The following is a 25142-nucleotide window of genomic DNA, read 5'->3' as shown; positions in this document are numbered from 1 at the left end:
ATGGCTAAAGAAACTACCAATATCATCCCTTGTTTTATATTAGCCGCCGGCAGAGGCGAGCGAATGCGTCCCTTGACTGATGATTTGCCAAAACCCTTACTCACTATTCAAAATAAATCTCTATTAGCGTGGCACCTAGAGTCTCTTGCTAAAGCAGGTATTCCAAAAGTAGTGATTAACCATGCTTGGTTAGGCTCAAAAATTGAATCTGCTCTTGGCGATGGGCAGCCATTTGGAATTCAGATTCAATATTCACCTGAAGTCACCGCTCTGGAAACTGCGGGGGGAATTTGTAAGGCGCTACCCCTTCTCGCCCCAGCTGACTATTTCTTGGTAATCAATGGGGATGTTTTTTCTCCGCATTTGCCGATTGCGCAGATTTTGCAAACAGCATCACAATTAAGCGCTCAGTCCAATCAGCCTTTAGCCCATCTCCTCATGGTTCCCAACCCCATTCAACATCCATATGGTGATTTTTACTTGAATGGCTCGGTAATCTCAGACCAAGAGTCCACAGGAGCTGAAAAACTGACCTTTTCAGGGATCGGCGTCTATCACAAAGCCCTCTTTAAAGACTTAAAGATAGGCAGTCCTGCCAAATTAGCTCCCATCCTCAGACAAGCAATGGGTGAAAATAGAGTGAGCGGTGAAAAATATCCAGGTCCGTGGCACGATGTAGGTACTCCACAGCGCTTAAAAGAACTGAATGCAGTCTATGAATAAAACTAATATCTATCAACAGCGCAGAATTGCCTTAGCAAAACAGATGCTATCCAAAACGGGTGGTGGAATTGCTGTCATTTCCACAGCACCCGAGGTCGCACGCAATCGCGATAGTGAGTTTCCATATCGACACGATAGTGACTTTTTCTACTTAAGTGGCTTTGAAGAGCCAGGCGCAACGCTAGTCTTAAAAGTCTCCGGCAATGGTCAGCTTGAATCACACGTATTTTGCAGGCCCAAGGATCTTGAAAGAGAAATTTGGGATGGTATTCGTTTAGGACCAGAAGCAGCCCCAGAAAAGCTGGGTGTGGAATTTGCGCACAGTAATCAGGTGCTCGATCAAAAACTGGGTGAGCTACTAGCTAATCAAGAGGCAATTTATCTTCGTTTGGCAGAAAGTGCCGATGCTGATCGACGCTTGCGTCACTGGATGAAACAAGTGCGTAGCCAATCACGTGCTGGCATTAATCCTCCCTCAGAGATTCATGATGTTGAATCTCTGATTCATGAAATGCGTCTCTTTAAAGAGGCTCATGAAATTGACATCATGCGTAAAGCTGCTGCTATCTCTGCCCGCGCCCATATTCGAGCAATGCAAATCTGTAAACCTGGCATGCGTGAATACCAATTAGAAGCAGAGCTCCTTCATGAATTCCGTAATAGTGGTGCACAAAGCGTAGCCTATAACAGCATTGTTGCTGGTGGAGAAAACACTTGCATCCTGCACTATCGCGCTGGCTCAACAGAGTTACTGAGCGGAGAGCTCTGCCTCATTGATGCTGGATGCGAGCTCGATGGCTACGCATCTGATATCACGCGTACCTTTCCAATTAATGGCAAATTTACTGGGCCACAGCGTGCGCTGTACGACATTACCTTAGCTGCTCAAGAAGCGGCGGTAGCCATGACTAAGCCGGGCAATACTTTTATGCAACCGCATGAAGCAGCACTCCGAGTGTTGACTCAAGGTCTGTTAGATGAAAAATTGCTCAAGCTTGCTGACTATGGCAGTCTTGAGAATGCAATCGAAACAGGTGCTTATCGTCGTTTCTATATGCATAGAACCTCCCACTGGTTAGGGATGGATGTTCATGATGTAGGTTCCTATCGCGAGCAGATTGAAAACAGTGGTAAAGAAGAAAAGCCGTGGCGCATTCTGAAAAGTGGCATGGTCATTACTGTTGAGCCCGGTTTATATATCAGACCAGCTGATGATGTCGATAAAGCCTTTTGGAATATTGGCATCCGAATTGAAGATGATGCAGTCCTCAACGATTCTGGATGTGAGCTCATTTCTCGAGGTGTGCCAGTGAATGCTGATGAAATTGAAGCGCTCATGAAATCCTGAAATGAATACAACCAGTAGCGACATTTTGATTCAAGGTGGGGGTCCTGTAGGCCTTGCTTGTGCTGCCTGGTATTTACAAAAATTTCCAGAAGCAAAACTCACCCTACTTGATCGCAATCCAGTTGAAGATGCTGATATAGCCAACGCTGATAGCCGTGGTATTGCTCTTTCTCATGGCAGCAAAATCTTACTCGATACGATCCAGGCTTGGCCGACCGATTGTGCCGATATTCACCGGGTCCATGTTTCTCAAGCAGGCCGATTTGGGCGCGCCCTGATGACTCGTGAGGAGCTCAATCAAGATGCCTTGGGACATATTGTTCGTTATCGTGATATTCATTTAGCACTGCGAAATGCCCTAAGAGCAATACAAGTTAAGAGCCCCAACTTTATTTGGCAGCATATCAAGGATGATGATTCGCAAAGCACCATCACTGCCAAATGCATTGTGCATGCTGAGGGTGGCTTATTCAAAACACAAGAGTGGGTAGAGTCAGGTCGCGATTACGGACAATCTGCATTAGTGGGGTTGGTGGAAGTCGAAAATGCAACGCCTCATCAAGCCTGGGAACGATTTACTTCCGAGGGTCCTCTTGCAGTATTACCAAGTCATTATGGCCACAATATTTTAAATCTCGTTTGGTGTGGCTCTCCTGAATCCTCACAACATCGCCTGCAGTTAAGTGAGATCGAATTTTTATCTAGCTTACAAAATGAATTTGGCTCAAGGATTGGGCGCTTTTTGAAAATTCAAGATCGACGCCTTTATGAATTAGGCTTGAATTACCGCAAGCAAATTACGAAGGATCATGAGGTTTGGATTGGCAATGCTGCACAGACATTACATCCCGTTGCCGGACAGGGTCTCAATTTAGGTTTAAGAGATGCATTTCTCTTGGCAGAAAAATTAGCGAGCGTATTTGCGAATACTCCAGAAGGCCCCAGCACAACAGAAATCCAAAATGCTCTGGAAGATTATGCCCAAAGCAGAAAAGTGGATCGCACCACAACCATTGGTTTAACTGACTTTATGGCCAGAGTCTTTACTTCTAACTTAGCACCTGTAGTACTTGCCCGTGGATTAGCCTTATCAGCCCTTCAGTGGCTTCCCTCAGCGAAGACAGCCTTGGCTCGCCAGATGATGTTTGGCAGGCGCTAAGCCGCTTAAATCGAATGCAATAGAAGATTGCCGTTGATCTGACTTGTACCGTGTAATCTGCCTAATTTTTAGGCAGATTTAGTCCCGACTGTGCTAAAGTGTCAAGCTCTTCACGCACAACAAAGTCGCTCTAAGCCCAAACCTCTTAAAAATGCAGATTGGTCCACACCTCCTAGCAAATCGACTCTTTGTTGCCCCTATGGCTGGCGTAACAGACCGTCCCTTTAGACAGCTTTGTAAGCAGTTGGGCGCTGGATACGCTGTCTCAGAAATGGTTGCCTCCAATGCTTTACTTTGGAAAAGCGTCAAGACTCAACGTCGCGCTAATCACGTAGGCGAATTTAAACCGATCGCCGTTCAAATAGCCGGCGCAGATCCCGCAATGATGGCCGCAGCTGCTAAATTAAATGTTGATCATGGCGCGCAAATTATTGATATCAATATGGGATGCCCTGCAAAGAAAGTTTGCAATGTTGCTGCAGGGTCAGCGCTACTTTGTGATGAAGCGCTGGTACAAAAAAATATTAGAGACTATAGTCAAGGCAGTTGGCGTTGGACCAGATGCTGTACCAGTGACGTTAAAGATTCGTACCGGCTGGGATCGTGAACATAAAAATGCAATCGATATCGCTAAGATTGCAGAAAAATCTGGCATTTCTATGCTGACCGTTCATGGTCGCACCAAGGCTGATCTCTATCATGGTGAGGCTGAATACGAAACGATTACCGCAGTTAAAAGTAGCGTCGCTATACCAGTGGTTGCTAACGGCGACATCACAAGCCCAGAAAAAGCAGAATTTGTACTTCAGACTACTGGGGCCGATGCGATCATGATTGGTCGTGCAGCCCAAGGTCGACCTTGGATATTCCGTGAAATTCATCACTACCTCAAGACTGGTGACAAATTGCCAACCCCTGAAATTAGTGAGATTCAAGGGATTATGAATGCACATCTCCTTGACCATTACGAATTCTATGGCGAACATATTGGTCTGCGTACCGCCCGCAAACATATTGGCTGGTACTGCAAAGGCTTGAGAGATTCACATGCATTTCGTCAGCGGATGAATACAGCTGATGATTGCAAGATCCAATTACAAATGGTCAATGATTATTTTGATGAAATGAGATCACACTCTGATCGTTTACTCTTTTTAGAAGCAGCCTAATTATTTTTTAGCATTGCTAGACTTTATGAACAATAAACACCCGATTACCGAATGTATTGAGACTCAGTTGCAAGGCTATCTGAACGACCTCAAAGGCACACCACCGAACGATATTTACCAAATGGTTTTGGCGGTAGTTGAAAAGCCAATGTTAGAGCTAGTGATGTAGCACGCCAAACAGAATCAATCTTTGGCCGCTCAATACCTTGGTATTAACCGCAACACCCTACATAAGAAATTAGTTGAACATCAACTTCTCAAGTAATTTAAAAAATATTCATACATTTAATCTTTATTCTTATCCCTAATCCTCAATGATCCGTTCAGCACTTCTCTCTGTTTCCGATAAAAATGGCATTGTGCCTTTTGCAAAAGCACTTCATGAGCAAGGCATCAAGCTGATCTCGACCGGTGGGACCGCAAAACTCTTGGCTGAAAATCACCTGCCAGTAGTCGAAGTAACTTCGCTAACTAAGTTTCCAGAGATGCTTGATGGCCGCGTCAAAACCTTGCACCCAATGGTGCACGGCGGTTTGTTAGCGCGCAGGGATTTTCCTGAGCATATGGCAGCTTTAAAAGAGCATGGCATTGATACGATTGATATGCTCGTGATCAATCTCTATCCATTCAATGAGACAGTGGCCCGCGAAAACTGCTCGTTTGAAGATGCCGTAGAAAATATTGATATTGGTGGCCCAGCGATGCTCCGTGCGGCTGCGAAGAATCATCAAGATGTCACTGTATTAATTTCTCCGGATGATTACGCTCCGGTATTAGCCGAGATGAAGGCCAATAACAATACCGTATCCTATCAAACGAATTTGGGCTTAGCTAAAAAGGTCTTTGCGCACACTGCACAATACGATGGTGCCATTGCAAACTACCTCTCATCACTTGGCAATGAGTTAGACCACAAAATACGTTCAGCTTTCCCAGAAACGCTCCATCTTGCTTTTGAAAAAGTACAAGAAATGCGTTACGGTGAAAATCCACATCAATCTGCTGCTTTTTATAAAGACATTCATCCAGTTGCTGGCGCCCTTGCCAATTACAAGCAACTCCAAGGTAAAGAGCTGTCTTATAACAATATTGCTGATGCCGATTCTGCTTGGGAATGCGTCAAAAGTTTTTTTAATCATTCTGGCGGAGCCGCAGCTTGCGTCATCATTAAGCATGCCAATCCTTGCGGCGTAGCAGTTGGTGCTAATGCACTTGAGGCTTATCAAAAAGCACTTAAAACTGATCCGAGCTCTGCCTTTGGCGGCATTATTGCCTTCAATGTTGCTTGTGATGGTGCAGCAGCTGAAGCAATTTCTAAACAATTCGTTGAAGTATTGATTGCCCCTAGTTTTAGTGCTGAAGCAAAAAAAATCTTTGCTGCAAAACAAAATGTACGTTTACTTGAAATTCCGCTGGGGACTGCATTTAATGCTTTTGACCTTAAACGCGTGGGTGGTGGCTTATTAGTTCAATCACCTGATGCCAAAAATGTTTTAGAAAATGAAATGCGCGTAGTGAGCCAACGATTACCAACCCCCAGCGAAATGAATGACATGATGTTTGCTTGGCGCGTTGCTAAGTTTGTTAAATCAAATGCGATTGTCTATTGTGCAGATGGCATGACTCTTGGCATTGGAGCCGGTCAAATGAGTCGGGTTGACTCTGCCAGAATGGCGAGCATTAAAGCTGAAAATGCTGGCTTGAGTCTTAAAGGCTCTGCTGTCGCTAGCGATGCCTTTTTTCCTTTCCGAGATGGCTTAGATGTAGTTGTCAATGGTGGTGCGAGCTGTGCTATTCAGCCTGGCGGCAGCATGCGTGATGATGAGATTATTGCTGCTGCCAATGAACATGGTATTGCCATGGTCTTTACTGGCACTCGCCATTTCCGTCACTAAGACAGTAGACATTAATACTTCATGCGCTGGATAGGAATCGACCCTGGCTTACGTACCACTGGATTTGGTGTGATTGATGTTGATGGTCAAAAGTTAAGCTATGTAGCCTCAGGCATTATTGAAAGTGGCGATCCCGCCAAGGGTTTGCCTGAGCGCTTAGGTGCACTTTATTCTGGGGTGAAAGAAATACTAGAAACCTATCGGCCTGAAGCGGCCGCCATAGAAGAAGTCTTTTTAAACGTTAATCCTCGCTCTACCCTCATGCTAGGGCAAGCTAGAGGGGCTGTCATTGCTGCCCTGGTTTCAGAAAAACTTCCTGTGGCTGAGTACAGTGCATTACGGGTCAAGCAATCAATTGTAGGCACAGGGCGCGCTGCTAAACCGCAGGTTCAAGAAATGGTGAAGCGGCTTCTTAGACTCAATCGTGCGCCTGGTACGGATGCATCTGATGCACTAGGTGTCGCTATCTGCGCGGCTCATCATGCTCAAATACCAAAAGCGATTACTGCAGCACTCGCCCCGAAGAAGCGCACTAAGTAAATTGACTAAACAGGTTAAGATCTTCCTATGATCGGTCGTATTCAAGGCACTCTCGTTTCAGTACATCCCCCTAGACTGTTGGTTGATTGCCAGGGTGTTGGCTATGAAATCGATGTTCCGATGAGCACCTTGTATCAATTGCCAGAGGTCAATCAAACCATTACCTTATTAACTCACTTTCAGGTTCGTGAAGATGCGCAGCAACTCTTTGGCTTTGCCACAGAAACAGAGCGCGAAGCCTTTCGGGCCTTAATCAAAATTAGTGGCGTAGGTTCACGTACCGCTCTAGCAGTACTTTCTGGAATGAGTGTGAATGAGTTGGCCCAAGCCATTGCCCTACAGGAGGCTGGACGCTTGACCCAAGTTCCTGGCATTGGTAAAAAAACGGCTGAACGCCTTTGCCTAGAACTCAAAGGTAAGCTGGCACCAGACTTAGGGATTAGCACTGGGAAGCCTCATGTAATCGAAGCGAGTAGCGAAGTTCTTCAAGCCTTATTGGCTTTAGGTTACTCTGAAAAAGAAGCTCTCTTGGCCCTCAAACAGATTCCTGCTGACACTACCGTATCTGATGGTATTCGGATGGGTCTAAAGTATCTATCTAAGGTCTAAATAAGCAAACGGCACTAAACTTACAGTATGGCAATTCACACTGACGACCTAAGCGCTATTCCTGAAGATTTACCTGAAGGTAGTGATCGTATTGTTAGCGGCGCTGCAGGTAATGCCGAGGCTGTATTTGAAAGAGCACTCCGGCCAAAACAACTCGATGAATATGTTGGTCAAACCAAAGCACGCGCCCAACTAGAAATTTTTATTGCCGCCACTAGAGCGCGCCAAGAAGCCTTAGATCACGTTCTACTCTTCGGACCGCCCGGACTTGGAAAGACCACCTTAGCGCATATCATCGCCCGCGAACTGGGAGTCAATTTACGTCAGACTAGCGGTCCCGTCTTAGATAGACCTGGAGATCTAGCAGCCTTATTAACGAATCTTGAAACCAATGATGTGCTCTTCATTGATGAGATTCATCGCCTCTCTCCCGTTGTAGAAGAAATTCTGTACCCAGCGCTAGAAGATTACAGCTTAGACATCATGATTGGTGAAGGTCCTGCGGCACGCAGTGTCAAAATTGATCTCAAGCCTTTCACACTCATTGGTGCTACTACTCGCGCAGGCATGCTCACTAATCCCTTGCGCGATCGCTTTGGTATCGTTGCTAGACTTGAGTTTTATACAACTGAGGAACTCACTAAAATTATTAATCGCTCCGCTAATCTTCTTAAGGCTAATATTGACCCCGAAGGATCAGTAGAAATTGCCAAGCGTGCACGCGGTACCCCACGGATTGCTAACCGTTTACTACGTCGAGTTCGCGACTATGCTGAAGTGAAAGGCACTGGTGCTATCACTAAGGCAATGGCTGATGCTGCCTTGAAAATGCTTGATGTAGATCCAAGCGGCTTTGATGTCATGGATAGAAAGCTCTTAGAAGCGATCTTACATAAGTTTGATGGCGGTCCTGTCGGGATTGATAATTTAGCTGCCGCAATTGGTGAAGAGCGTGACACGATTGAAGATGTCTTAGAGCCCTATCTGATTCAACAGGGCTATCTCCAAAGAACTTCTCGCGGCAGAATAGCAACACGCCAGGCTTATGAGCACTTCGGATTAACGCCACCAAGCAATGACACCAGCTTAGATCTGTAGTGCAGCTCTTAGCTGAGTGTCACTTTAGCAAAGCGACGCTTACCCACCTGAATTAAGTAAGTGCCTGTCTCAATCTTGAGCTGCTTGTCACTGATTGTCACACCATCAATTTTTACGCCGTTCTGTTCAATATTGCGATTAGCCTCTGAACTAGATGGTACAAGGCCTGCTGCCTTAAGAAAATGAGCAACGCCCATGGGAGCCCCCGCCAAGCTTACTTCTGGAACATCATCTGGGACGCCACCTTTAGCGCGGTGATTAAAGTCCTCTAGCGCTTTCTGGGCAGCAGTTTGTGAATGAAAACGTGCCACGATTTCTTGTGCAAGTAGGACTTTGCAATCGCGCGGATTTCTTCCGGCTGTAACTTCTTGCTTCATCAAATCAATTTCTGACATTGGACGGAATGAGAGTAGGGTGAAATAATCCCACATCAAATCATCCGAGATACTCATGAGCTTGCCAAACATATCGCCAGCAGGCTCACTAATACCAATGTAATTACCCTTGGATTTACTCATCTTCTCAACGCCATCCAAACCAACCAATAAAGGCATGGTCAAAATACATTGGGGTTCTTGGCCATATTCACGCTGGAGCTCGCGCCCAACTAGCAAATTGAATTTTTGGTCAGTACCACCAAGCTCTATATCACTTTTGAGTGCAACTGAGTCATAGCCTTGCATCAAGGGGTATAGAAATTCATGGATAGAGATAGGGATGCCAGTACGATAACGCTTTGTAAAATCATCGCGCTCTAGCATCCTTGCTACCGTATGTTTAGCAGCCAGTTGAATCATGCCGCGTGCGCCTAGAGGATCAGACCACTCACTGTTGTAACGCACTTCTGTTTTAGAAGGATCAAGTACCATACTAGCTTGACGATAGTATGTATCTGCATTGATCGCAATTTCTTCAGGGGTCAATGGTGGACGAGTTGCATTGCGGCCTGATGGATCTCCAATCATGCTGGTGAAATCTCCGATCAAGAAAATCACCGTATGACCTAAGTCTTGCAACTGTCGTAATTTGTTTAAAACAACGGTATGCCCAAGATGAATATCAGGGGCCGTAGGATCTAAACCAAGCTTGATGCGCAAAGGCGTCTTGGTAGCTTGGCTGCGCGCCAATTTTTGCACCCAATCTGCCTCAACTAATAGCTCATCACAGCCACGTTTCGTGACTTCAAGCGCAGCGAAGACTTCAGGGGTTAAAGGATATTTTTGTTCTGGTTTAGCCGTCATGCTGATTCGGATACTGATACAGTTATTGAGTATTTAAATTGCTAAAGCATAATTGTCGCACTCCTGAGACTAACACCCAGAACCCCATGAACAAACCCCACTCCCTCTATATTGGCCTAATGTCTGGTACCAGCCTAGATGGGATTGATGCCGTTCTCGCCAAGATTGGGGCCAATGGCGAAACCAAGGCTCAAGCAGCGGTGAGTGCGCCGTTTTCAGCCGAGCTTCATATAGCCTTAATTGAACTCCAAAGCCCCGGGCCAAATGAATTACATCGAGAAAAACAGGCGGCCAATGCCTTGGCTATTGCTTACGCCCAAACTGTTTATTTATTACTAGAAAAAGCGGGGCTTAAAGCCAGCGATATTGTTGCCATTGGGGCTCACGGACAAACCATTCGTCATCAACCAGAGCTTGGTGAAAACTTAGCCTATACCCATCAAACATTGAATGCAGCACTTTTAGCTGAAAAAACGGGGATTGATGTTATCGCTGATTTTAGGTCTCGGGATCTAGCAGCTGGCGGTCATGGCGCCCCACTAGTCCCCGCTTTTCATGCGCAGCAATTTGCATCTACAGATAATGTGGCCATTGTGAATATTGGTGGCATAGCTAATCTCACCTTACTACCCAAAGATGGTGAAGTCAGCGGATTTGATTGCGGACCAGGCAATATGCTGATGGACGCCTGGATCTTTGATCAACAGGGAAATCTCTTTGATCAAAATGGTGCTTGGGCAGCACAGGGAAAATCAAATGAAGCATTACTTCAGAAGATGCTTGCCGATCCCTTTTTCGCAAAAGCACCTCCGAAGAGTACTGGTCGCGATGACTTTCATCTAGGATGGTTACAAGAAAAACTAGCTGAAGAAAATTATCTAACAGAGGATGTCCAAGCTACTTTATTGCATTTAACTACTCACATAATCTTAGAATCATTGCTAGTGCATGCCCCACAAACCCACAAGCTGATTGTCTGTGGAGGCGGAGCAAAAAATATAGCCTTGCTAGATTTACTCAAAATAAAAGCAAGTGATTTCTTCAAACACGCTGTAGAAATCACGACAAGTGACTCATTAGGAGTGGATCCACAGCTTGTAGAGGGACTCGCTTTTGCTTGGCTTGCTTGGGCCCATAAAGAAAAACGGCCAGCGAACTTGCCAGCCGTTACGGGAGCGAAGGGCCCTAGAATTCTAGGCGCTTACTATCCTGCGTAGAGAATTTCTTTAAGCAGAGAAAGAAGATCCGCAGCCACAAGTCGTTGTCGCGTTTGGATTTTTGATCACGAACTGTGATCCATTAATATCTTCTTTGTAGTCAATTTCAGCGCCAACTAAATACTGAAAGCTCATTGTATCTACTAGAAGCGTAACGCCATTCTTCTCAAACAAAGTGTCATCTTCATTTACAGCATCATCAAAGGTGAAGCCGTATTGAAAACCGGAGCAACCGCCACCTTGAACGAATACACGTAGCTTTAATTCTGGATTTCCTTCTTCAGCAATCAGGTCGGCCACTTTTGCAGCAGCGCTATCTGTGAACACCAAGGGAGTTGGTGGCTCAGCTAAATCTTGTGCAGGTTGCGTAGCTAATTCAGTCATGGTTCACTCCTAATTCAAAATGCGATCATTTATTTTAGGCTTTTAATGCCCAGCGTGCTGAAGGGTCATTTCTGATTCGTCAAGGGGATAGGGCAATTTGGGTCAAACCAGTCGTTTCAGGCAAGCCAAACATCAGGTTCATGCACTGTACACCCTGTCCTGATGCCCCTTTTACTAGGTTATCCTCAACCACCAGAATAACTAAGGTATCTGCGCCGCCTGGACGATGGATGGCTATTCTGATGCCATTACTGCCCCGCACAGAGCGTGTCTCTGGATGACTACCAGGAGGCATGACATCTACAAATGGCTCATCTTTATAGAAATCCTCATACAGTTTTTGGTAATCGACATCTTTGCCGGCATCCGTCAAACGCACATATAAGGTGGAATGAATGCCTCTGACCATTGGTGTCAAATGGGGCACAAAAGTTAAACCAATCTGATCGTGACCAGCGATGGCCTTTAAGCCTTGCACAATTTCAGGAAGATGGCGATGGCCTTTTACGCTGTAGGCTTTGAAGTTATCACTGGCCTCGGAGAGTAAAGTTCCGATCTCTGCCTTACGCCCAGCGCCAGAAGTGCCAGACTTAGAATCAGAAATAATATGGTTGCCATCAATCAATTGTTTACCACCAGTCGATTTCGGCGACAGTACTGGGGCCAAGCCAAGTTGAACTGAGGTGGGATAGCAGCCAGCTAAACCTACCACGCGTGCCTTTTTAATTGCCTCACGATTGATCTCTGCCAAGCCATAAACTGCTTCCGCCAAAATGTCAGGGCAGCCATGCTCTATGCCATACCACTTGGTAAATTCTTTCACATCTTTTAAGCGAAAGTCAGCAGCCAAATCCAAGATCTTGACATTATTTGCCAGCAATTCTTTTGCTTGTGCCATTGCAACTCCGTGTGGGGTTGCAAAGAACACGACATCACAGTCGTTTAAATTAGACTCATCTGGTGTTGTAAATTTCAGATCAACGCGACCACGCAAAGATGGAAACATCTCAGCCACTGGCATACCAGCTTCTGTCCGAGAAGTAATAGCAACAATTTTTACCTCGGGGTGCTGCGCCAATAAACGCAATAACTCAACCCCTGTATATCCAGTGCCGCCAACGATGCCAACCTTAATCATGTCATTCTCCAAAATACTGGCCAAGAGTAGTTTTTAATAAAACTACTGAATACCTTGATTGTAGAAACAAAAAGGGCCGCTTGCGCGACCCTTTCAAAAAACAATAGCGACTGAAAGAAATTAGCGCTTGCTGAACTGCTTACGACGACGCGCGCCATGCAGACCAACTTTTTTACGCTCAACTTCACGGGCATCGCGAGTTACCAAGCCTGCTTTGGACAGGGCTGGCTTCAAAGTGATGTCGTAGTCCATCAATGCACGAGTAACACCGTGACGAACTGCACCAGCTTGGCCAGTTTCACCACCACCAGAAACGTTTACTTTGATATCAAAGGTCGTTAAGTGGGCTGTGAGAGCCAAAGGCTGACGAGCAATCATGCGCGATGTTTCACGAGCAAAATAAGTATCAATAGGCTTACCGTTAACGATAATTTCGCCTTTGCCAGATTTAATGAATACGCGCGCAACAGAACTCTTGCGACGACCGGTACCGTAATTCCAATTTCCGTAATTAATAGCCATTTGGTTTCCTTAAATCTCTAACGCTTTTGGCTGTTGAGCCGCATGCGGATGACTGGCGTTGCCATAGACTTTCAATTTCTTGATCATGGCATAGCCTAGTGGGCCTTTTGGCAACATACCCTTCACAGCCTTCTCCAAAGCGCGACCTGGAAAACGATCTTGCATCTTGTCGAAGTTAGTCGAGCTAATACCGCCTGGGTATCCGCTGTGACGGTAATAAATTTTGTTTAAGCCTTTCGTGCCAGTGACACGCAGCTTAGATGAATTGATCACGACAATAAAGTCGCCAGTATCAACGTGTGGGGTGAATTCAGGCTTGTGCTTGCCGCGTAGACGGTGTGCCACTTCACTGGCGACACGACCGAGGACTTTGTCCGTAGCGTCAATCACGAACCATTCATGCACTACCTCATGGGATTTTGCAGAAAAAGTTTTCATGATTTCTCAAATTGTTATAGTCAAAAAAATACTCCAATCACACCGCGTCCACCTTGGCCCTGCTTATATTTGCAAGCTCGCAGTTTTTTAAAATCTAACTGGTAAAACAATTACCGCTGACTAGTTCGGTAATTCAGTAAAGCCTTGAATTGTATCCTAAAAAAAACCCAGGAACGAGTCCTGGGTTGGAATCCACCTTTGTTTGGGTGGAGGAGACACTAGGAGGTAAGTCGCAGTCTTCTATAAGACTGACTACCAATATGGTTATTCTACATAAAAAACGTGGTGCAGTGCAAGAAAATTGATCGGTATCAAGAGTTTTATGTTGCTACGCAACAACTGAGATCTCTTGAAAATTGATAAACTATTGAAAATATTGATTAATTTTCAAATTAGGGCTTGCTATATGGAATGTCGAGTATCTTGGTTGGGTAATAGCGGAATGGCTTTTTCGGCAGAAACAGGGAGTGGACACCTCATGAATATGGATGGCGCCCCAGAAGCAGGAGGCAAAAACCTAGCTCCAAGACCTATGGAGCTTCTTTTGGCAGGTGCAGGCGGTTGCTCAGCCTTTGATGTGGTTTTAATCCTACAAAGATCCCGTCAGGCGATCAGCGCTTGCAATGTCAGCCTCACAGCAGAGCGCGCTAGCGAAGACCCCAAAGTCTTCACCAAAATCAATTTGCACTTTGAAGTGAAGGGAAAAGATCTGGATCAAGCCAAAGTAGATCGAGCAGTGAAGCTTTCCCACGAAAAGTATTGCTCAGCGACCGCGATGCTAGCAAAAACTGCTGAACTCACTTACAGCGTGCAAGTCATTTCGGAATAAGTGCAGAGTCAATCGATAAGCCGGATTCTGTCGCCTAGATTTGCATCTAGGGGCAATCATTCCTCTAGGCCGGCAGTTACCTGACGGCTCAAGCTCCCTACCCGCAGACTCAGCGGGACGCCTCATCGCCTGCTTACTTGGGATTGCTCCAGGTGGAGGTTACCGCGTTTCACCGTAACTAAATACGCTCGTCTCTGTGGCCCTATTCCTCACGTCGCCGTGGATGGCCGTTAGCCATCACCCTTCCCTATGGAGTCCGGACTTTCCTCCCCCTCACTAAAGAGGCGGCGATTGCCCAATTGACTCTGCGACTGCAGTCTAACGCAGTCAGACTAATTTGGTTCGGAAATTAAAAGGTTTGGCTTAAACCAGTGACCATGCAATCGTTTCACCGGCACGTAGCGGAACAATCGTGGCATCGCCTAAAGGCAACTCCTGCGGTATACTTTGCGCTTGCTTCTTGAGGGTAATTTTTTTGCTATTGCGCGGCAAAGAATAAAAATCAGGGCCAAAAAAACTTGCGAAGCCTTCTAATTTTTCTAACTGATTAACGCTTTCAAATGCTTCAGCATATAAACCTAAGGCATTAAAAGCGCTATAGCAACCGGCACAACCACAAGCCGCCTCTTTATCTCCCTTAGCATGTGGTGCACTATCGGTTCCTAAAAAGAAACGGGGATTGCCACTAGTGGCAGCCTCTAATAGTGCAACACGATGCTCTTCACGCTTGAGCACTGGTAAACAATAATTATGTGGACGTATTCCCCCAGAAAAAATCGCATTACGATTCATCAGTAGATGTTGCGGAGTAATAGTGGCTGCTATGGTATCCCCTGTTGTAAGGGCATCACGCACATAGTGTGCAGCTTGTTTAGTGGTGATGTGTTCAAACACCATTTTGAGCTGTGGAAAATCGCTACGCAATGGCTCCAATATTTGATCAATAAAGACTGCTTCGCGATCAAAGATATCAATCTCCGCATGAGTTACTTCGCCATGAACTAAAAATGGCATCCCAACTTCCTGCATCGCTTCCAGCGCTTTGTAGCAATGCCGAATATCGGTTACTCCAGCATCACTATTGGTTGTGGCTCCGGCCGGATAAAGCTTGAAGCCGACAATTCCTTCAGCCTTGGCTTTACGAACTTCATCAGCCGAAGTATTGTCTGTCAGGTACAGAGTCATTAGAGGCTCAAAGTCATTGATGCCGAGAGATTTCAAGTTCGCCTCTATCCGTGAACGATATGCATGGGCTAATTCCACTGTAGTAACGGGCGGCTTTAAGTTCGGCATGATGATGGCGCGCGCAAATTGTCTGGCGGTATCAGCCAACACATCCCTCATGACAGCGCCATCACGAATATGCAAATGCCAGTCATCTGGCTGGATGAGTTGAATTTCTGTAGGGCTATTAGGCATTTGATTGATCTATCAAGATGATACGGAAATCATTCACATTCGTTAGTGTAGGACCAGTTTCTACTAAAGCCCCTAATTCTGCAAAATAACCATAACAATCATGTGCCGATAAAAATGTTTCTGGTTTTAAGCCCTGAGATTGAGCTGCTTTTCGAATCTCGCCGTCAAACCATGCCCCTGCATTCTTTTCGCTACCGTCAATTCCATCGGTATCAGCTGCCAAAGCAGCCATTTTGGGCAAATCAGAGCTTGCGGCTAAAAGAGAAAGCAGGTATTCACTGCAACGGCCACCTCGTCCTTTAATGCCCAGAGGAATCGTTACAGTACATTCACCACCAGAGATAAGCGCTAGGGGCTTACCACCTTTAGCTGAATGCTCGCGAACTAGATTCGCTTGTTCAACCCCAAGCTCTTGGGCCTCACCAGTAATAGTGTCGCCCAATACAACAGGCTCATAACCTTGACTACGAACATAGTCTGCTGCAGCCTCGAGACTTTTATAAGCTGTCGCGATGACATGATTGGTCACTTGTGCATTCTTCAAATCATGTTCTTTTAAAGTCTCGGGCTTTTTTCCAGCTGCACCTTGTAGAAGATGATTCATGACTGATGCAGGAATGACATCATTCCCAAGGTGATACTTTGCAAAAATATTCAGAGCATCCTGGTAAGTTGAATAGTCAGCTGCACAAGGACCACTGGCGATATCTGCAGGATGATCACCAGTAACATCAGAAATTAATAGGGCTTCAACTCGTGCACCTCGACTCATAGCTACCCTAGCAAGATTACCTCCTAAAATCGCAGATAAGTGTTTACGCACAATATTCATTTCTTCAATTGGCGCACCACTTCGTAAAAGAGTTTCTGTTGTAGCGCGCATATCATCAATGCAGATTCCCTCTTGCGGCAAAGTCAATAAACTAGATCCCCCACCAGAAACCAATGCAATCAATACGTCTTCGGCTTGCAACTGTTTTGCTAGGGCTAAAACTGCCTTAGCTCCGTTCATGCCAGCCTGATCAGGAACGGGATGTCCTGCTTCAACAATTTCGATATGGGTTGTTGGAGAGCTATGACCATAACGAGTCAGCACTACACCCTCTATCACAACCTTTGGCCAATGCACTTTCGCATAAGACTCTAATGCGCTTGCCATGGAGGCGCTCGCTTTGCCGGCCCCCACCACCAAGCACCTTCCCCGAGGCTCTTGTCCAGGCGGAAAGATCTTGGCTAAATACTGCGGAACAATTAACTGCGGATCTGCCACTGCTACTGCTACTGCAAAGGCTTCCTTCAGAATAGCTTCGGTGTTTAAGGATTGAGTCATCTAGCTATTCTAATCAAGCGTCGCTCGCTCTTGCATTTGCCACATCTCACTGTAGCGACCATTGGCGGACAATAGCTCAAAATGGGTTCCACGCTCCACAATTTGCCCATGGTCCATAACTAATATCTGATCAGCATGAATTATGGTCGACAGTCTGTGGGCAATAATAAGAGTTGTACGATTTTTAGCTAAGCTCAGTAGCTCTTCTTGAAAAGCCCTCTCGGTTTTTGAATCTAAGGCCGAAGTAGCTTCATCAAAAATCAGCATGGCAGGTTTTTTTAGTAAAGTTCTCGCAATCGCCACACGCTGCTTTTCACCGCCAGAGAGCTTTAAGCCCCGCTCACCAACTTGTGCATCATAGCCATCCGGTAGGCGTTTAATAAAACCATCAATCTGTGCTGCTCTAGCAGCCTCATGCACCTCTTCAATTGAGGCCGAAGGATTGCCATACGCAATGTTATATCCAATAGTGTCATTAAATAGAACGGTATCTTGCGGCACGATGCCAATCGCTTTGCGCAAGCTAGCTTGCGTGACATCTTGAATATTTTGACCATCGATTAATATTTTTCCAGTCTGCACGTCGTAAAAACGAAAGAGCAATCTGGCTAAAGTACTTTTACCAGCACCACTCTGACCTACGACTGCTGTAATAGTTCCAGCAGGAATATTAAAACTGACATCTCTTAGGATTTCTCGTTTGCTCTCATAGTGAAATGAGACGTGCTCAAACCGAATATCTGGGCCTAAGCCGTGATTATGGATCTGTAACACTTTTGCATCCGGTGAATCAGCGATCTCTTTATCAGTATTAAGTAAAGAAAACATGCGATCCATATCTGTTAAAGCTTGTTTGATCTCTCGATAAATCACACCCAAGAAATTTAAAGGGATGTACAACTGAATCATGAGTGTATTAACCAAGACAAGATCACCCAAGGTCATAGTGCCATTAATGACCCCAACAGTAGCACGCCACAATATCAATACCAAACCAACGGCAATAATAATTTGCTGGCCTAAATTGAGAACGGCTAATGTTTTTTGTGACTTGACCGCCGCTACTTGATAACGCAATAAGTTTTCATCATAACGATTCGCCTCAAAGGCTTCATTACCAAAATACTTCACTGTTTCAAAGTTCAACAAAGAGTCGATTGCCTTTTGATTGGCCTTGGAATCCATATCATTCATGGTACGGCGATAATGCGTGCGCCATTCCGTTACGACAATCGTGAAAATAATATATAAAACTAAGGCTGCTAAGGTAATTGCTGCAAACCAGATGTCATAAGAATAGGCAAGGTAACCCAGTACCAAACAGAACTCAACTAGAGTCGGAAGAATGCTGTAAAGAGAGTAAGAAATCAGCGACTGAATGCCGCGCGTACCGCGTTCAATATCGCGACTGACGCCACCAGTCTGACGAGCTAAATGAAAACTGAGCGCTAAAGAATGCAAATGCTCAAAAACCTGGAGGGCAACCTTACGAACAGCATTTTGTGTCACGCGGGCAAATACAGCCTCACGTAGCTCATTAAATACCGAGGCAGAAATTCTTAATAAACCATACGCAACAATGATGCTAACCGGCACCACAAGCTGGGCCTGAGGGGAGCTTGCTTTAATGTTTAAAGAGTCAATCAACTCTTTCATTAAGATAGGAATACCTAGATTGGTAAACTTAGCTGCAATCAAACAGCTCAAAGCAAAAGCTACTCTAAAGCGATACTCCAAGAGATAGGGCAAGAGATCACGGATGACGTGCCAATCACCTCTTTGAGGTGTTTTTGAATCTGCGCTAATACGATGGTGCCCCGATGAATGTCTCATCGCTCTATCTTATTCCTTATTCTATCATTCTTCAGATGTCAAAGTCCTGAAAATAATTTCAGAATTGCTTCGCCATTGCTAGGAGAAAAACATTGCTTAGCCGCATCCTGATAAGGCAGCCATTGATAGGCAACATGTTCCCTTGGAGCAAGCCGAATCTGAATGTCATCAGGAACTTTTAAGGAGAACCAATGCTCGGTATTTCGGGTAACACCTGGAGCATAGCGAAAACGCCATGCGGGATAGATTTCATACTCAATCTGATGATGCATATTCTGCAATGATTCAGGGGGCAATACCTCTATCGATATGCCTGTTTCTTCAAATACTTCACGGCTTGCAGCTTGGGCTAAAGCTTCATCAGTAGCATCTAGGCTTCCAGTGACGGATTGCCAGAATTGATTACGATCTGCACGTTCAATCAATAAAACATCCCCATTCAATTTATAAATGACTACTAAAACCGAAATAGGGATTTTCAAGATGAGTACTGCTGAACTAATTTAAGCAGCGGGCGCAGCTTGGCGTAGACGAATATGTAACTCACGCAACTGACGCTCATCTACAGGACTAGGAGCTTGAGTTAACAAGCACTGAGCACGCTGGGTCTTAGGGAAGGCAATCACATCACGAATCGAATCAGCACCAGTCATCATGGTAACGATACGATCTAAACCAAATGCAACACCACCGTGAGGAGGAGCGCCATACTGAAGAGCATCTAATAAGAAACCAAATTTAGCTTGCGCTTCTTCAGCACCAATCTTGAGGGCGCGAAATACCTGACTTTGAATCACTTTTTGATGAATACGTACAGAGCCTCCACCGATTTCACTACCATTAAGGACCATGTCATAAGCTTTAGCCAAACATTTTCCTGGATCAGATTCCAGATACTTCAGATGCTCATCTTTGGGGCTAGTAAATGGATGATGGCAAGCTACCCAACGGGCTTCACCTTCATCGTAATCAAACATGGGGAAATCAACCACCCATAATGGCTTCCAAGCTTCAGTAAAGAGGCCATGCTCTTTACCCCAAGCGGAATGCCCAACACGTAAACGTAAATTACCTATCGCATCGTTCACAACTTTTTCTTTATCAGCACCGAAGAAAATAATATCGCCATCTTTTGCACCGGTGCGCTTCAAAATGCCTTCAATCGCTGCATCATGCAAGTTCTTCACAATCGGAGATTGCAAGCCGTTACGGCCTTCGGCAACAGAATTCACCTTAATCCACGCCAAACCTTTAGCGCCATAGATGCTCACAAATTGTGTGTAGTCATCAATTTCACTACGACTAATTGTGGCGCCACCTGGAACACATAAACCAACTACGCGCCCACCAGCTTGATTAGCAGCGCCTGAGAAAACCTTGAAATCAACATCCTTCATCAAATCCGTCAGCTCTGTGAACTCAAAGTTCACACGCAAGTCAGGCTTATCAGAGCCAAAACGTGCCATACCTTCTGAATAAGCCATGGTCGGAAATGGATTGGGCAATTCCACGCTCATGGTCTTCTTAAAAATATGGCGAATCATGTTTTCAAACAAATCGCGAATTTCTATTTCGTTTAAGAATGCCGTTTCACAATCAATCTGAGTAAATTCAGGTTGACGATCTGCGCGTAAATCTTCATCACGAAAGCATTTAGTAATTTGATAATAGCGATCAAAACCAGCCACCATCAATAACTGTTTAAAAAGTTGTGGGGATTGTGGCAAGGCAAAGAATTGGCCATCGTGTACACGAGAAGGCACCAAGTAATCACGGGCACCCTCTGGAGTGCTCTTGGTCAACATCGGTGTTTCAATATCGATAAAGCCGGCCTCATCCAAATAACGACGGCACTCCATCGCTACGTTGTAGCGCAAACGTAAATTCTTTTGCATTTGTGGGCGACGTAAATCGAGTACGCGATGGGTTAAGCGTGTTGTTTCGGATAAATTCTCATCCTCTAACTGGAATGGAGGTGTGATAGAAGCATTCAGAATGACTAGGCTATGACAGAGAATTTCCACTTTGCCACTCACTAAATCAGTGTTTTCTGTGCCAGCTGGACGCGCACGCACCTTGCCTTTTATCTGAATACAAAACTCATTACGAACTAGCTCTGCAAGCGCAAACATTTCTGGGCGATCAGGGTCACACACCACCTGCACAAAACCTTGATGGTCACGCAAGTCAATAAAGATGATGCCACCATGGTCACGACGACGATTAACCCATCCGCAGAGAGTAACTTCTTGACCAATCAGTGAATCAGTTACCTGCCCACAGGTATGACTTCGCATCGACATAAAATTTCCTATAAATCAAAGATGGGGTGGTAAGCCAATTGCAGGTTTTCCACTTGAACTATTGGGTGGGACAGACCCCATTGAGACAATATGCTTCAATGCTTCTTCCACACTCATCTCCAGTTGAATCGTTTGTGAGCGAGGCACGATCATGAAAAAACCTGAGGTAGGATTAGGAGTGGTCGGCAAAAATACATTGACATAATCTTCGCCTAACTTTGCGGTGACTTCTTTAGCTGGTATCCCTGTTTGAAAAGCAATCGCCCAAGAATCTGCATGGGGATAGCGGATCAATAAAGCCTTGCCAAACGCCTGACCGTTTCCAGAAAATAAAGTCGATGAGACTTGCTTAACACTCGAATAAATCGAACGGACAATTGGAATACGATGAACAAATTTATCCCATACTTTTAGCCACCATTGACCTGCAAAACTAATGGCGACAAGACCGGTTAACATAATGATGGAAATCACAATCAGTATTCCAAGACCTGGAATATCACGGAAGTGCTGAACATCTGATGTAGCGCTATTTGGCAGAACTACAATGATTGCATGCATCACTGATCCAAATACGCCGTCGAGCAAACCCAGGCCCCATGAAATCACCCAAATGGTGACTGCCAATGGTGCCCAAACCAAGATGCCTGCGATAAAGTATTTTTTCATGTGTTCCGCCTAACCCATTATTTTAGCGGTTTAGGCGCCTCAGTAGGTAGAGCTTAATAAACACCTAGGCGAATGATCAAAATTCCCACCAAAAAGCCGCCCCCAAAGAGCAAAGCGCCCACTAATAGGCGATAGGTTCGTCTTTCCTGGACCAAAAGAGCCCTAATGAGCTCTAATTCGCCACTTTCGTCCTTTTGCTTAGCGCTAGCCTTAGCTAAGCTATCAGCCAATAAACGAGGCAAAGTAGGGAGGATTTTGGCCCACAAAGGCGCTTCAGCCTTTAGGCCATCTAGCAGTCCACGCCAACCCAGTTGCTTATCAATCCATTTTTCCAGAATAGGCTTAGCAGTTTTCCAGAGATCTAAATCAGGATCTAATTGACGCGCCAATCCTTCAACATTCAATAAGGTTTTTTGTAACAAAGTCAGTTGAGGTTGAATCTCTACCTTAAAACGACGCGAGGTCTGAAAGAGTCGCATCAATACAATACCTAAAGAAATCTCTTTCAAGGGGCGATCAAAGTAGGGCTCACACACAGAACGCACTGCACCCTCCAATTCCTCCACACGTGTGTCAGCTGGAACCCATCCTGACTCAACATGTAATTCTGCAACGCGACGGTAGTCACGATTAAAGAAGGCTAGAAAATTCAGTGCTAAATAATTTTTATCAGTCTCGCTCAGCGCCCCAACAATTCCAAAGTCTAGAGAAATGAAACGGCCAAAAGTTTCAGGCTCTAAGCTAATCATGATATTGCCAGGATGCATATCCCCATGGAAAAAACCATGCTCAAATACTTGAGTAAAAAATATCTCAACACCATCAGCGGCCAGCTTTTTAAAATCAACCCCGGCTTCACGTAACTCTGCAAGCCGTCCAATCGAAATACCATACATTCTTTCCATCACAATGACATTGGTATGGCATAAATCCCAATACATTTCTGGAATCATCAGCATTGTGGAGTCTACAAAATAACGGCGGAGCTGGCTTGCATTAGCCGCCTCACGCATCAGATCTAATTCATCATGTAAACAAGTATCAAACTCAGAAACATTTTCGCGCGGCTTCAAACGTCGCCCATCTTCTGAGGTCTTCTCAATAATTTTGGCTAAGTCATACATCAAAGCCAAATCACCATCGATTACTGGCAAAATCCCTGGGCGCAAAACCTTGATGGCTACAGCCTCGCCTTCCCACTCAGGATGCTTCTCAGTAGCGCGCAATATTCCAAAATGGACTTGAGCAACTGAGGCGCTGGCAACCGGGGTTGCATCAAAGCTGATAAAGATCTCTTCAATAGACTGTCCTAGAGCCTTCTCAATTAAACGACGTGACTCCTCATTTGAAAAAGGTGGCACTTGGTCTTGTAATTTCGCCAACTCATTTGCAATATCTTCTGGCAATAAATCACGGCGGGTAGAAAGTACTTGTCCAAATTTAACGAAAATAGGACCTAATGCCTCAAGGCTTAAGCGAATACGCTCACCTCTTGATAAATGTTTTCCGGGAGAAATCCAACAAAGAACACTTAATAAGCTACGGCGAATGCCTGGCTTTAATAGATCACGCAAAAGCGGTAGCAAGCCAAAGCGCCAAGCAGTTAAGAAAATATAGCAAAGACGAGCAATTCGACGCACGGTTCTATTTAGCCTTTTGCTCTAAGAGTTGGATTCTTTTTTCTATTCGATCTACAGCATCACGCAAGTTATTTAATTCAGATTTACGAATCATGAAATCACGTTGATGTATGAGCACTTTTTTTTCTTCACTAAGGTACTCGACCAGATTGTCCCGCAAATCACTGGCCGCAGAGTAAGTTGCAGACACCAGCCGCTTACCCTGCTTGACCGCAAAATGGGCTGGAGCGTCTCCTACAAGGCGCGCCAAGTCTTCTTCATACTCCCAGCGCAGCTGTCCTGCAAGATGCCCGATCAACTGTGCTAAATCAGCATCGCCAGTAATCTTGACTGCTTTAAATGCCTGCTCACGCAAACTTCCAGAGCTACCCGCCAAATCATTTAGTGCTTTAGCTGACACTGCGAGGGTCAGCGAGGGCGAATCTACCTGCTTTAAAGCTTGTAACAAACCCGTTGGACCAATCTCACAACTCAGCTCACCAAGAGGGAGTTGAAGATGAATTGTTTTTTTAGCATGCTTTACAAGCTGATTCATTGCCCAGGGCTCACTACTCAGAACGTGATTAATCGCTCGGCATAGGGCGCCAGTAGTCATTACATGGGTAGATGGAAAACTTGTGTTCATGAGTGTAAAAAACCCGCACTAGTGCGGGTTTTCCAATGGAAACTACGTCAAGCTTAAACCAACTGGGAGATCCCTGCCAGTACCCAGCCCCCAGGGCCTTCTACTGGCTTACTAAGGTTCCAGATTTCAGAGAAATTATTTGCAGGCGCCCCTAGCTGCTCACGAATCATCCCGCTGAACTGAATACTGCAGTAGTAGTGTGCGTCATTTGTCTCAATACCTAATAAGCTAGCATTGATGCTAATCACATCTGTTTGGTTAGAGCCATCTGTCCGGCCAGCTAAATCCTGCTGAATCGTGGCAAACATTTCTGGCGTTGTAAATTCACGCAAGGATGTTAAGTCGCCTTGATCCCAGGCTTTTTGCAAATTAGTGAAATACTGTTTTGCATTTTCCAAAAAGGCGTGCTGATCAAATCCTGGTGGAAGCGTTGACTGGAATTGCTCAGGCTCAGTAGTTAATCCTCCAAGTGCACCAGCTGCAGGACTAAAGGCAGGCTCCTGGCGCGGCGCTTGCTCCTGTGAAGTGCGCTGCATTCCTGTTGTTGGCAAATTAGCATTTCTGCCAGCACCAGACATTGCAGGCAACAATCTCTTAATCACAAACATGATTGCAAAACCAGCAAGCATGGCAATCAATAGACCAGTAATCAAAGAAGCGGCCCCTTCACCCAAACCAAAATGGGAAAGTAAATAACCGATTCCAAGACCCGCTGCTAAACCACCTAAGATTCCACCCATGCCGCCAAAGCGACTAGGTGCAGCAGCAGGAGCGGCAGCAGGAGCTGCTGGCTGAGCTTGTTGAGCAGGCTTTTGCGCTGGCGTTGCTTGTTTTTGCATTGGAGCGCTAGGCGCTTTGCCAATACTTTTGCTACCACCCAAGCGTGCAGCCTCAACATAACCTACTGTGGAAAAAACCAAAGTAATGCTGAGTAGAGCTGCTTTAAAAAAATGTTTGTTCATGTTCATTGACCCCTTTATAACTGCTTTACTTCTTTAACTCTAGAATTTTAA

Annotated in this window: 23 protein-coding genes, 1 other RNA gene and 2 pseudogenes; 11 read left to right on the top strand and 15 right to left on the bottom strand. The window is 45.3% G+C overall.

Going from position 1 to position 25142, the window contains the following annotated elements; genetic code table 11:
* The 9 genes and pseudogenes from murU to ruvB all read left to right on the top strand — a co-directional run bounded on the left by murU (position 1) and on the right by ruvB (position 8541).
* The gene (gene murU / locus ABWP14_RS07570) at positions 1 to 723 is read left to right on the top strand and encodes an N-acetylmuramate alpha-1-phosphate uridylyltransferase MurU (protein WP_353202368.1); all 723 of its coding nucleotides are present in this window, start codon (positions 1 to 3) and stop codon (positions 721 to 723) included.
* Complete coding sequence (gene pepP, locus ABWP14_RS07565) at positions 716 to 2071, top strand: Xaa-Pro aminopeptidase (RefSeq protein WP_502930156.1); 1356 nt, start codon at positions 716 to 718, stop codon at positions 2069 to 2071. The genes murU and pepP overlap by 8 nt, the downstream gene beginning before the upstream one ends.
* Position 2072: 1 nt before the next feature.
* Positions 2073 to 3230, top strand: a complete 1158-nt coding sequence (locus ABWP14_RS07560) for an FAD-dependent monooxygenase (RefSeq protein WP_353202366.1) — start codon at positions 2073 to 2075, stop codon at positions 3228 to 3230.
* Positions 3231 to 3381: 151 nt separating this feature from the next.
* Positions 3382 to 4399: pseudogene (dusB, locus tag ABWP14_RS07555) on the top strand (tRNA dihydrouridine synthase DusB).
* 25 nt (positions 4400 to 4424) lie between these two features.
* A pseudogene (locus tag ABWP14_RS07550) lies at positions 4425 to 4664 on the top strand (helix-turn-helix domain-containing protein).
* A 49-nt stretch (positions 4665 to 4713) separates the two neighbouring features.
* Positions 4714 to 6294 (top strand): bifunctional phosphoribosylaminoimidazolecarboxamide formyltransferase/IMP cyclohydrolase, encoded by a 1581-nt coding sequence (gene purH, locus ABWP14_RS07545; protein ID WP_353202365.1) that lies wholly within the window; start codon positions 4714 to 4716, stop codon positions 6292 to 6294.
* 21 nt (positions 6295 to 6315) lie between these two features.
* Complete coding sequence (gene ruvC, locus ABWP14_RS07540; RefSeq protein WP_353202364.1) at positions 6316 to 6834, top strand: crossover junction endodeoxyribonuclease RuvC; 519 nt, start codon at positions 6316 to 6318, stop codon at positions 6832 to 6834.
* Between the two features lie 27 nt (positions 6835 to 6861).
* Positions 6862 to 7443 carry a Holliday junction branch migration protein RuvA gene (gene ruvA, locus ABWP14_RS07535; RefSeq protein WP_353202363.1) on the top strand — a complete coding sequence of 194 codons (582 nt, stop codon included), beginning with the start codon at positions 6862 to 6864 and terminating at the stop codon, positions 7441 to 7443.
* A 27-nt stretch (positions 7444 to 7470) separates the two neighbouring features.
* Complete coding sequence (ruvB, locus tag ABWP14_RS07530) at positions 7471 to 8541, top strand: Holliday junction branch migration DNA helicase RuvB (RefSeq protein WP_353202362.1); 1071 nt, start codon at positions 7471 to 7473, stop codon at positions 8539 to 8541.
* Between the two features lie 8 nt (positions 8542 to 8549).
* Here ruvB and tyrS read toward each other — a convergent pair whose 3' ends face one another.
* Positions 8550 to 9782 (bottom strand): tyrosine--tRNA ligase, encoded by a 1233-nt coding sequence (gene tyrS / locus ABWP14_RS07525; RefSeq protein ID WP_353202361.1) that lies wholly within the window; start codon positions 9780 to 9782, stop codon positions 8550 to 8552.
* A gap of 86 nt (positions 9783 to 9868) precedes the next feature.
* On the opposite strand from tyrS, the gene ABWP14_RS07520 reads away from it, so the two are divergent.
* Entirely contained in the window at positions 9869 to 10999 is a 1131-nt protein-coding gene (locus ABWP14_RS07520) for an anhydro-N-acetylmuramic acid kinase (RefSeq protein ID WP_353202360.1), read from the top strand.
* A gap of 9 nt (positions 11000 to 11008) precedes the next feature.
* Here ABWP14_RS07520 and erpA read toward each other — a convergent pair whose 3' ends face one another.
* From erpA to rplM, 4 genes are all read right to left on the bottom strand, one after another.
* Positions 11009 to 11383 carry an iron-sulfur cluster insertion protein ErpA gene (erpA, locus tag ABWP14_RS07515; RefSeq protein ID WP_353202359.1) on the bottom strand — a complete coding sequence of 125 codons (375 nt, stop codon included), beginning with the start codon at positions 11381 to 11383 and terminating at the stop codon, positions 11009 to 11011.
* Between the two features lie 79 nt (positions 11384 to 11462).
* A complete protein-coding gene (argC, locus tag ABWP14_RS07510) occupies positions 11463 to 12521 on the bottom strand; it encodes an N-acetyl-gamma-glutamyl-phosphate reductase (RefSeq protein WP_353202358.1) in 1059 nt (352 codons plus the stop codon).
* Positions 12522 to 12641: 120 nt separating this feature from the next.
* Complete coding sequence (gene rpsI, locus ABWP14_RS07505; RefSeq protein WP_353202357.1) at positions 12642 to 13043, bottom strand: 30S ribosomal protein S9; 402 nt, start codon at positions 13041 to 13043, stop codon at positions 12642 to 12644.
* Between the two features lie 9 nt (positions 13044 to 13052).
* Positions 13053 to 13481, bottom strand: coding sequence for a 50S ribosomal protein L13 (gene rplM, locus ABWP14_RS07500; RefSeq protein WP_353202356.1), 429 nt, complete (start codon positions 13479 to 13481; stop codon positions 13053 to 13055).
* A gap of 406 nt (positions 13482 to 13887) precedes the next feature.
* Between rplM and ABWP14_RS07495 the strand changes: the two genes are divergently transcribed.
* The gene (locus ABWP14_RS07495; protein ID WP_353202355.1) at positions 13888 to 14310 is read left to right on the top strand and encodes an OsmC family protein; all 423 of its coding nucleotides are present in this window, start codon (positions 13888 to 13890) and stop codon (positions 14308 to 14310) included.
* On the opposite strand, the gene rnpB is transcribed toward ABWP14_RS07495, so the two are convergent.
* From rnpB to ABWP14_RS07445, 10 genes are all read right to left on the bottom strand, one after another.
* Positions 14311 to 14617: RNase P RNA component class A (gene rnpB, locus ABWP14_RS07490), an RNA gene on the bottom strand.
* Positions 14618 to 14673: 56 nt separating this feature from the next.
* On the bottom strand, positions 14674 to 15729 hold the full coding sequence (pyrC, locus tag ABWP14_RS07485) for a dihydroorotase (protein WP_353202354.1): 1056 nt from the start codon (positions 15727 to 15729) through the stop codon (positions 14674 to 14676).
* Positions 15722 to 17059, bottom strand: coding sequence for a glycerate kinase type-2 family protein (locus ABWP14_RS07480; protein ID WP_353202353.1), 1338 nt, complete (start codon positions 17057 to 17059; stop codon positions 15722 to 15724). Before ABWP14_RS07480 ends, pyrC begins: the two co-directional genes overlap by 8 nt.
* Positions 17060 to 17068: 9 nt before the next feature.
* Positions 17069 to 18892, bottom strand: a complete 1824-nt coding sequence (locus tag ABWP14_RS07475; protein ID WP_353202352.1) for an ABCB family ABC transporter ATP-binding protein/permease — start codon at positions 18890 to 18892, stop codon at positions 17069 to 17071.
* A gap of 38 nt (positions 18893 to 18930) precedes the next feature.
* Entirely contained in the window at positions 18931 to 19374 is a 444-nt protein-coding gene (gene nudB / locus ABWP14_RS07470) for a dihydroneopterin triphosphate diphosphatase (protein WP_353202351.1), read from the bottom strand.
* Between the two features lie 21 nt (positions 19375 to 19395).
* Positions 19396 to 21195: an aspartate--tRNA ligase gene (gene aspS / locus ABWP14_RS07465; RefSeq protein ID WP_353202350.1), complete on the bottom strand. Its 1800-nt coding sequence runs from the start codon at positions 21193 to 21195 to the stop codon at positions 19396 to 19398.
* A gap of 15 nt (positions 21196 to 21210) precedes the next feature.
* Positions 21211 to 21864: a DUF502 domain-containing protein gene (locus ABWP14_RS07460; protein WP_353202349.1), complete on the bottom strand. Its 654-nt coding sequence runs from the start codon at positions 21862 to 21864 to the stop codon at positions 21211 to 21213.
* Between the two features lie 53 nt (positions 21865 to 21917).
* A complete protein-coding gene (gene ubiB, locus ABWP14_RS07455) occupies positions 21918 to 23504 on the bottom strand; it encodes a ubiquinone biosynthesis regulatory protein kinase UbiB (RefSeq protein WP_353202348.1) in 1587 nt (528 codons plus the stop codon).
* Between the two features lie 4 nt (positions 23505 to 23508).
* Positions 23509 to 24129 (bottom strand): ubiquinone biosynthesis accessory factor UbiJ, encoded by a 621-nt coding sequence (locus tag ABWP14_RS07450; protein ID WP_353202347.1) that lies wholly within the window; start codon positions 24127 to 24129, stop codon positions 23509 to 23511.
* A gap of 53 nt (positions 24130 to 24182) precedes the next feature.
* Complete coding sequence (locus ABWP14_RS07445) at positions 24183 to 25091, bottom strand: Tim44 domain-containing protein (protein WP_353202346.1); 909 nt, start codon at positions 25089 to 25091, stop codon at positions 24183 to 24185.
* Positions 25092 to 25142: the final 51 nt, after the last annotated feature.

The sequence above is a fragment of the Polynucleobacter sp. genome (assembly GCF_040400325.1).
GTDB lineage: Bacteria > Pseudomonadota > Gammaproteobacteria > Burkholderiales > Burkholderiaceae > Polynucleobacter.
This window is presented reverse-complemented; position numbering and strand designations above follow the sequence as displayed.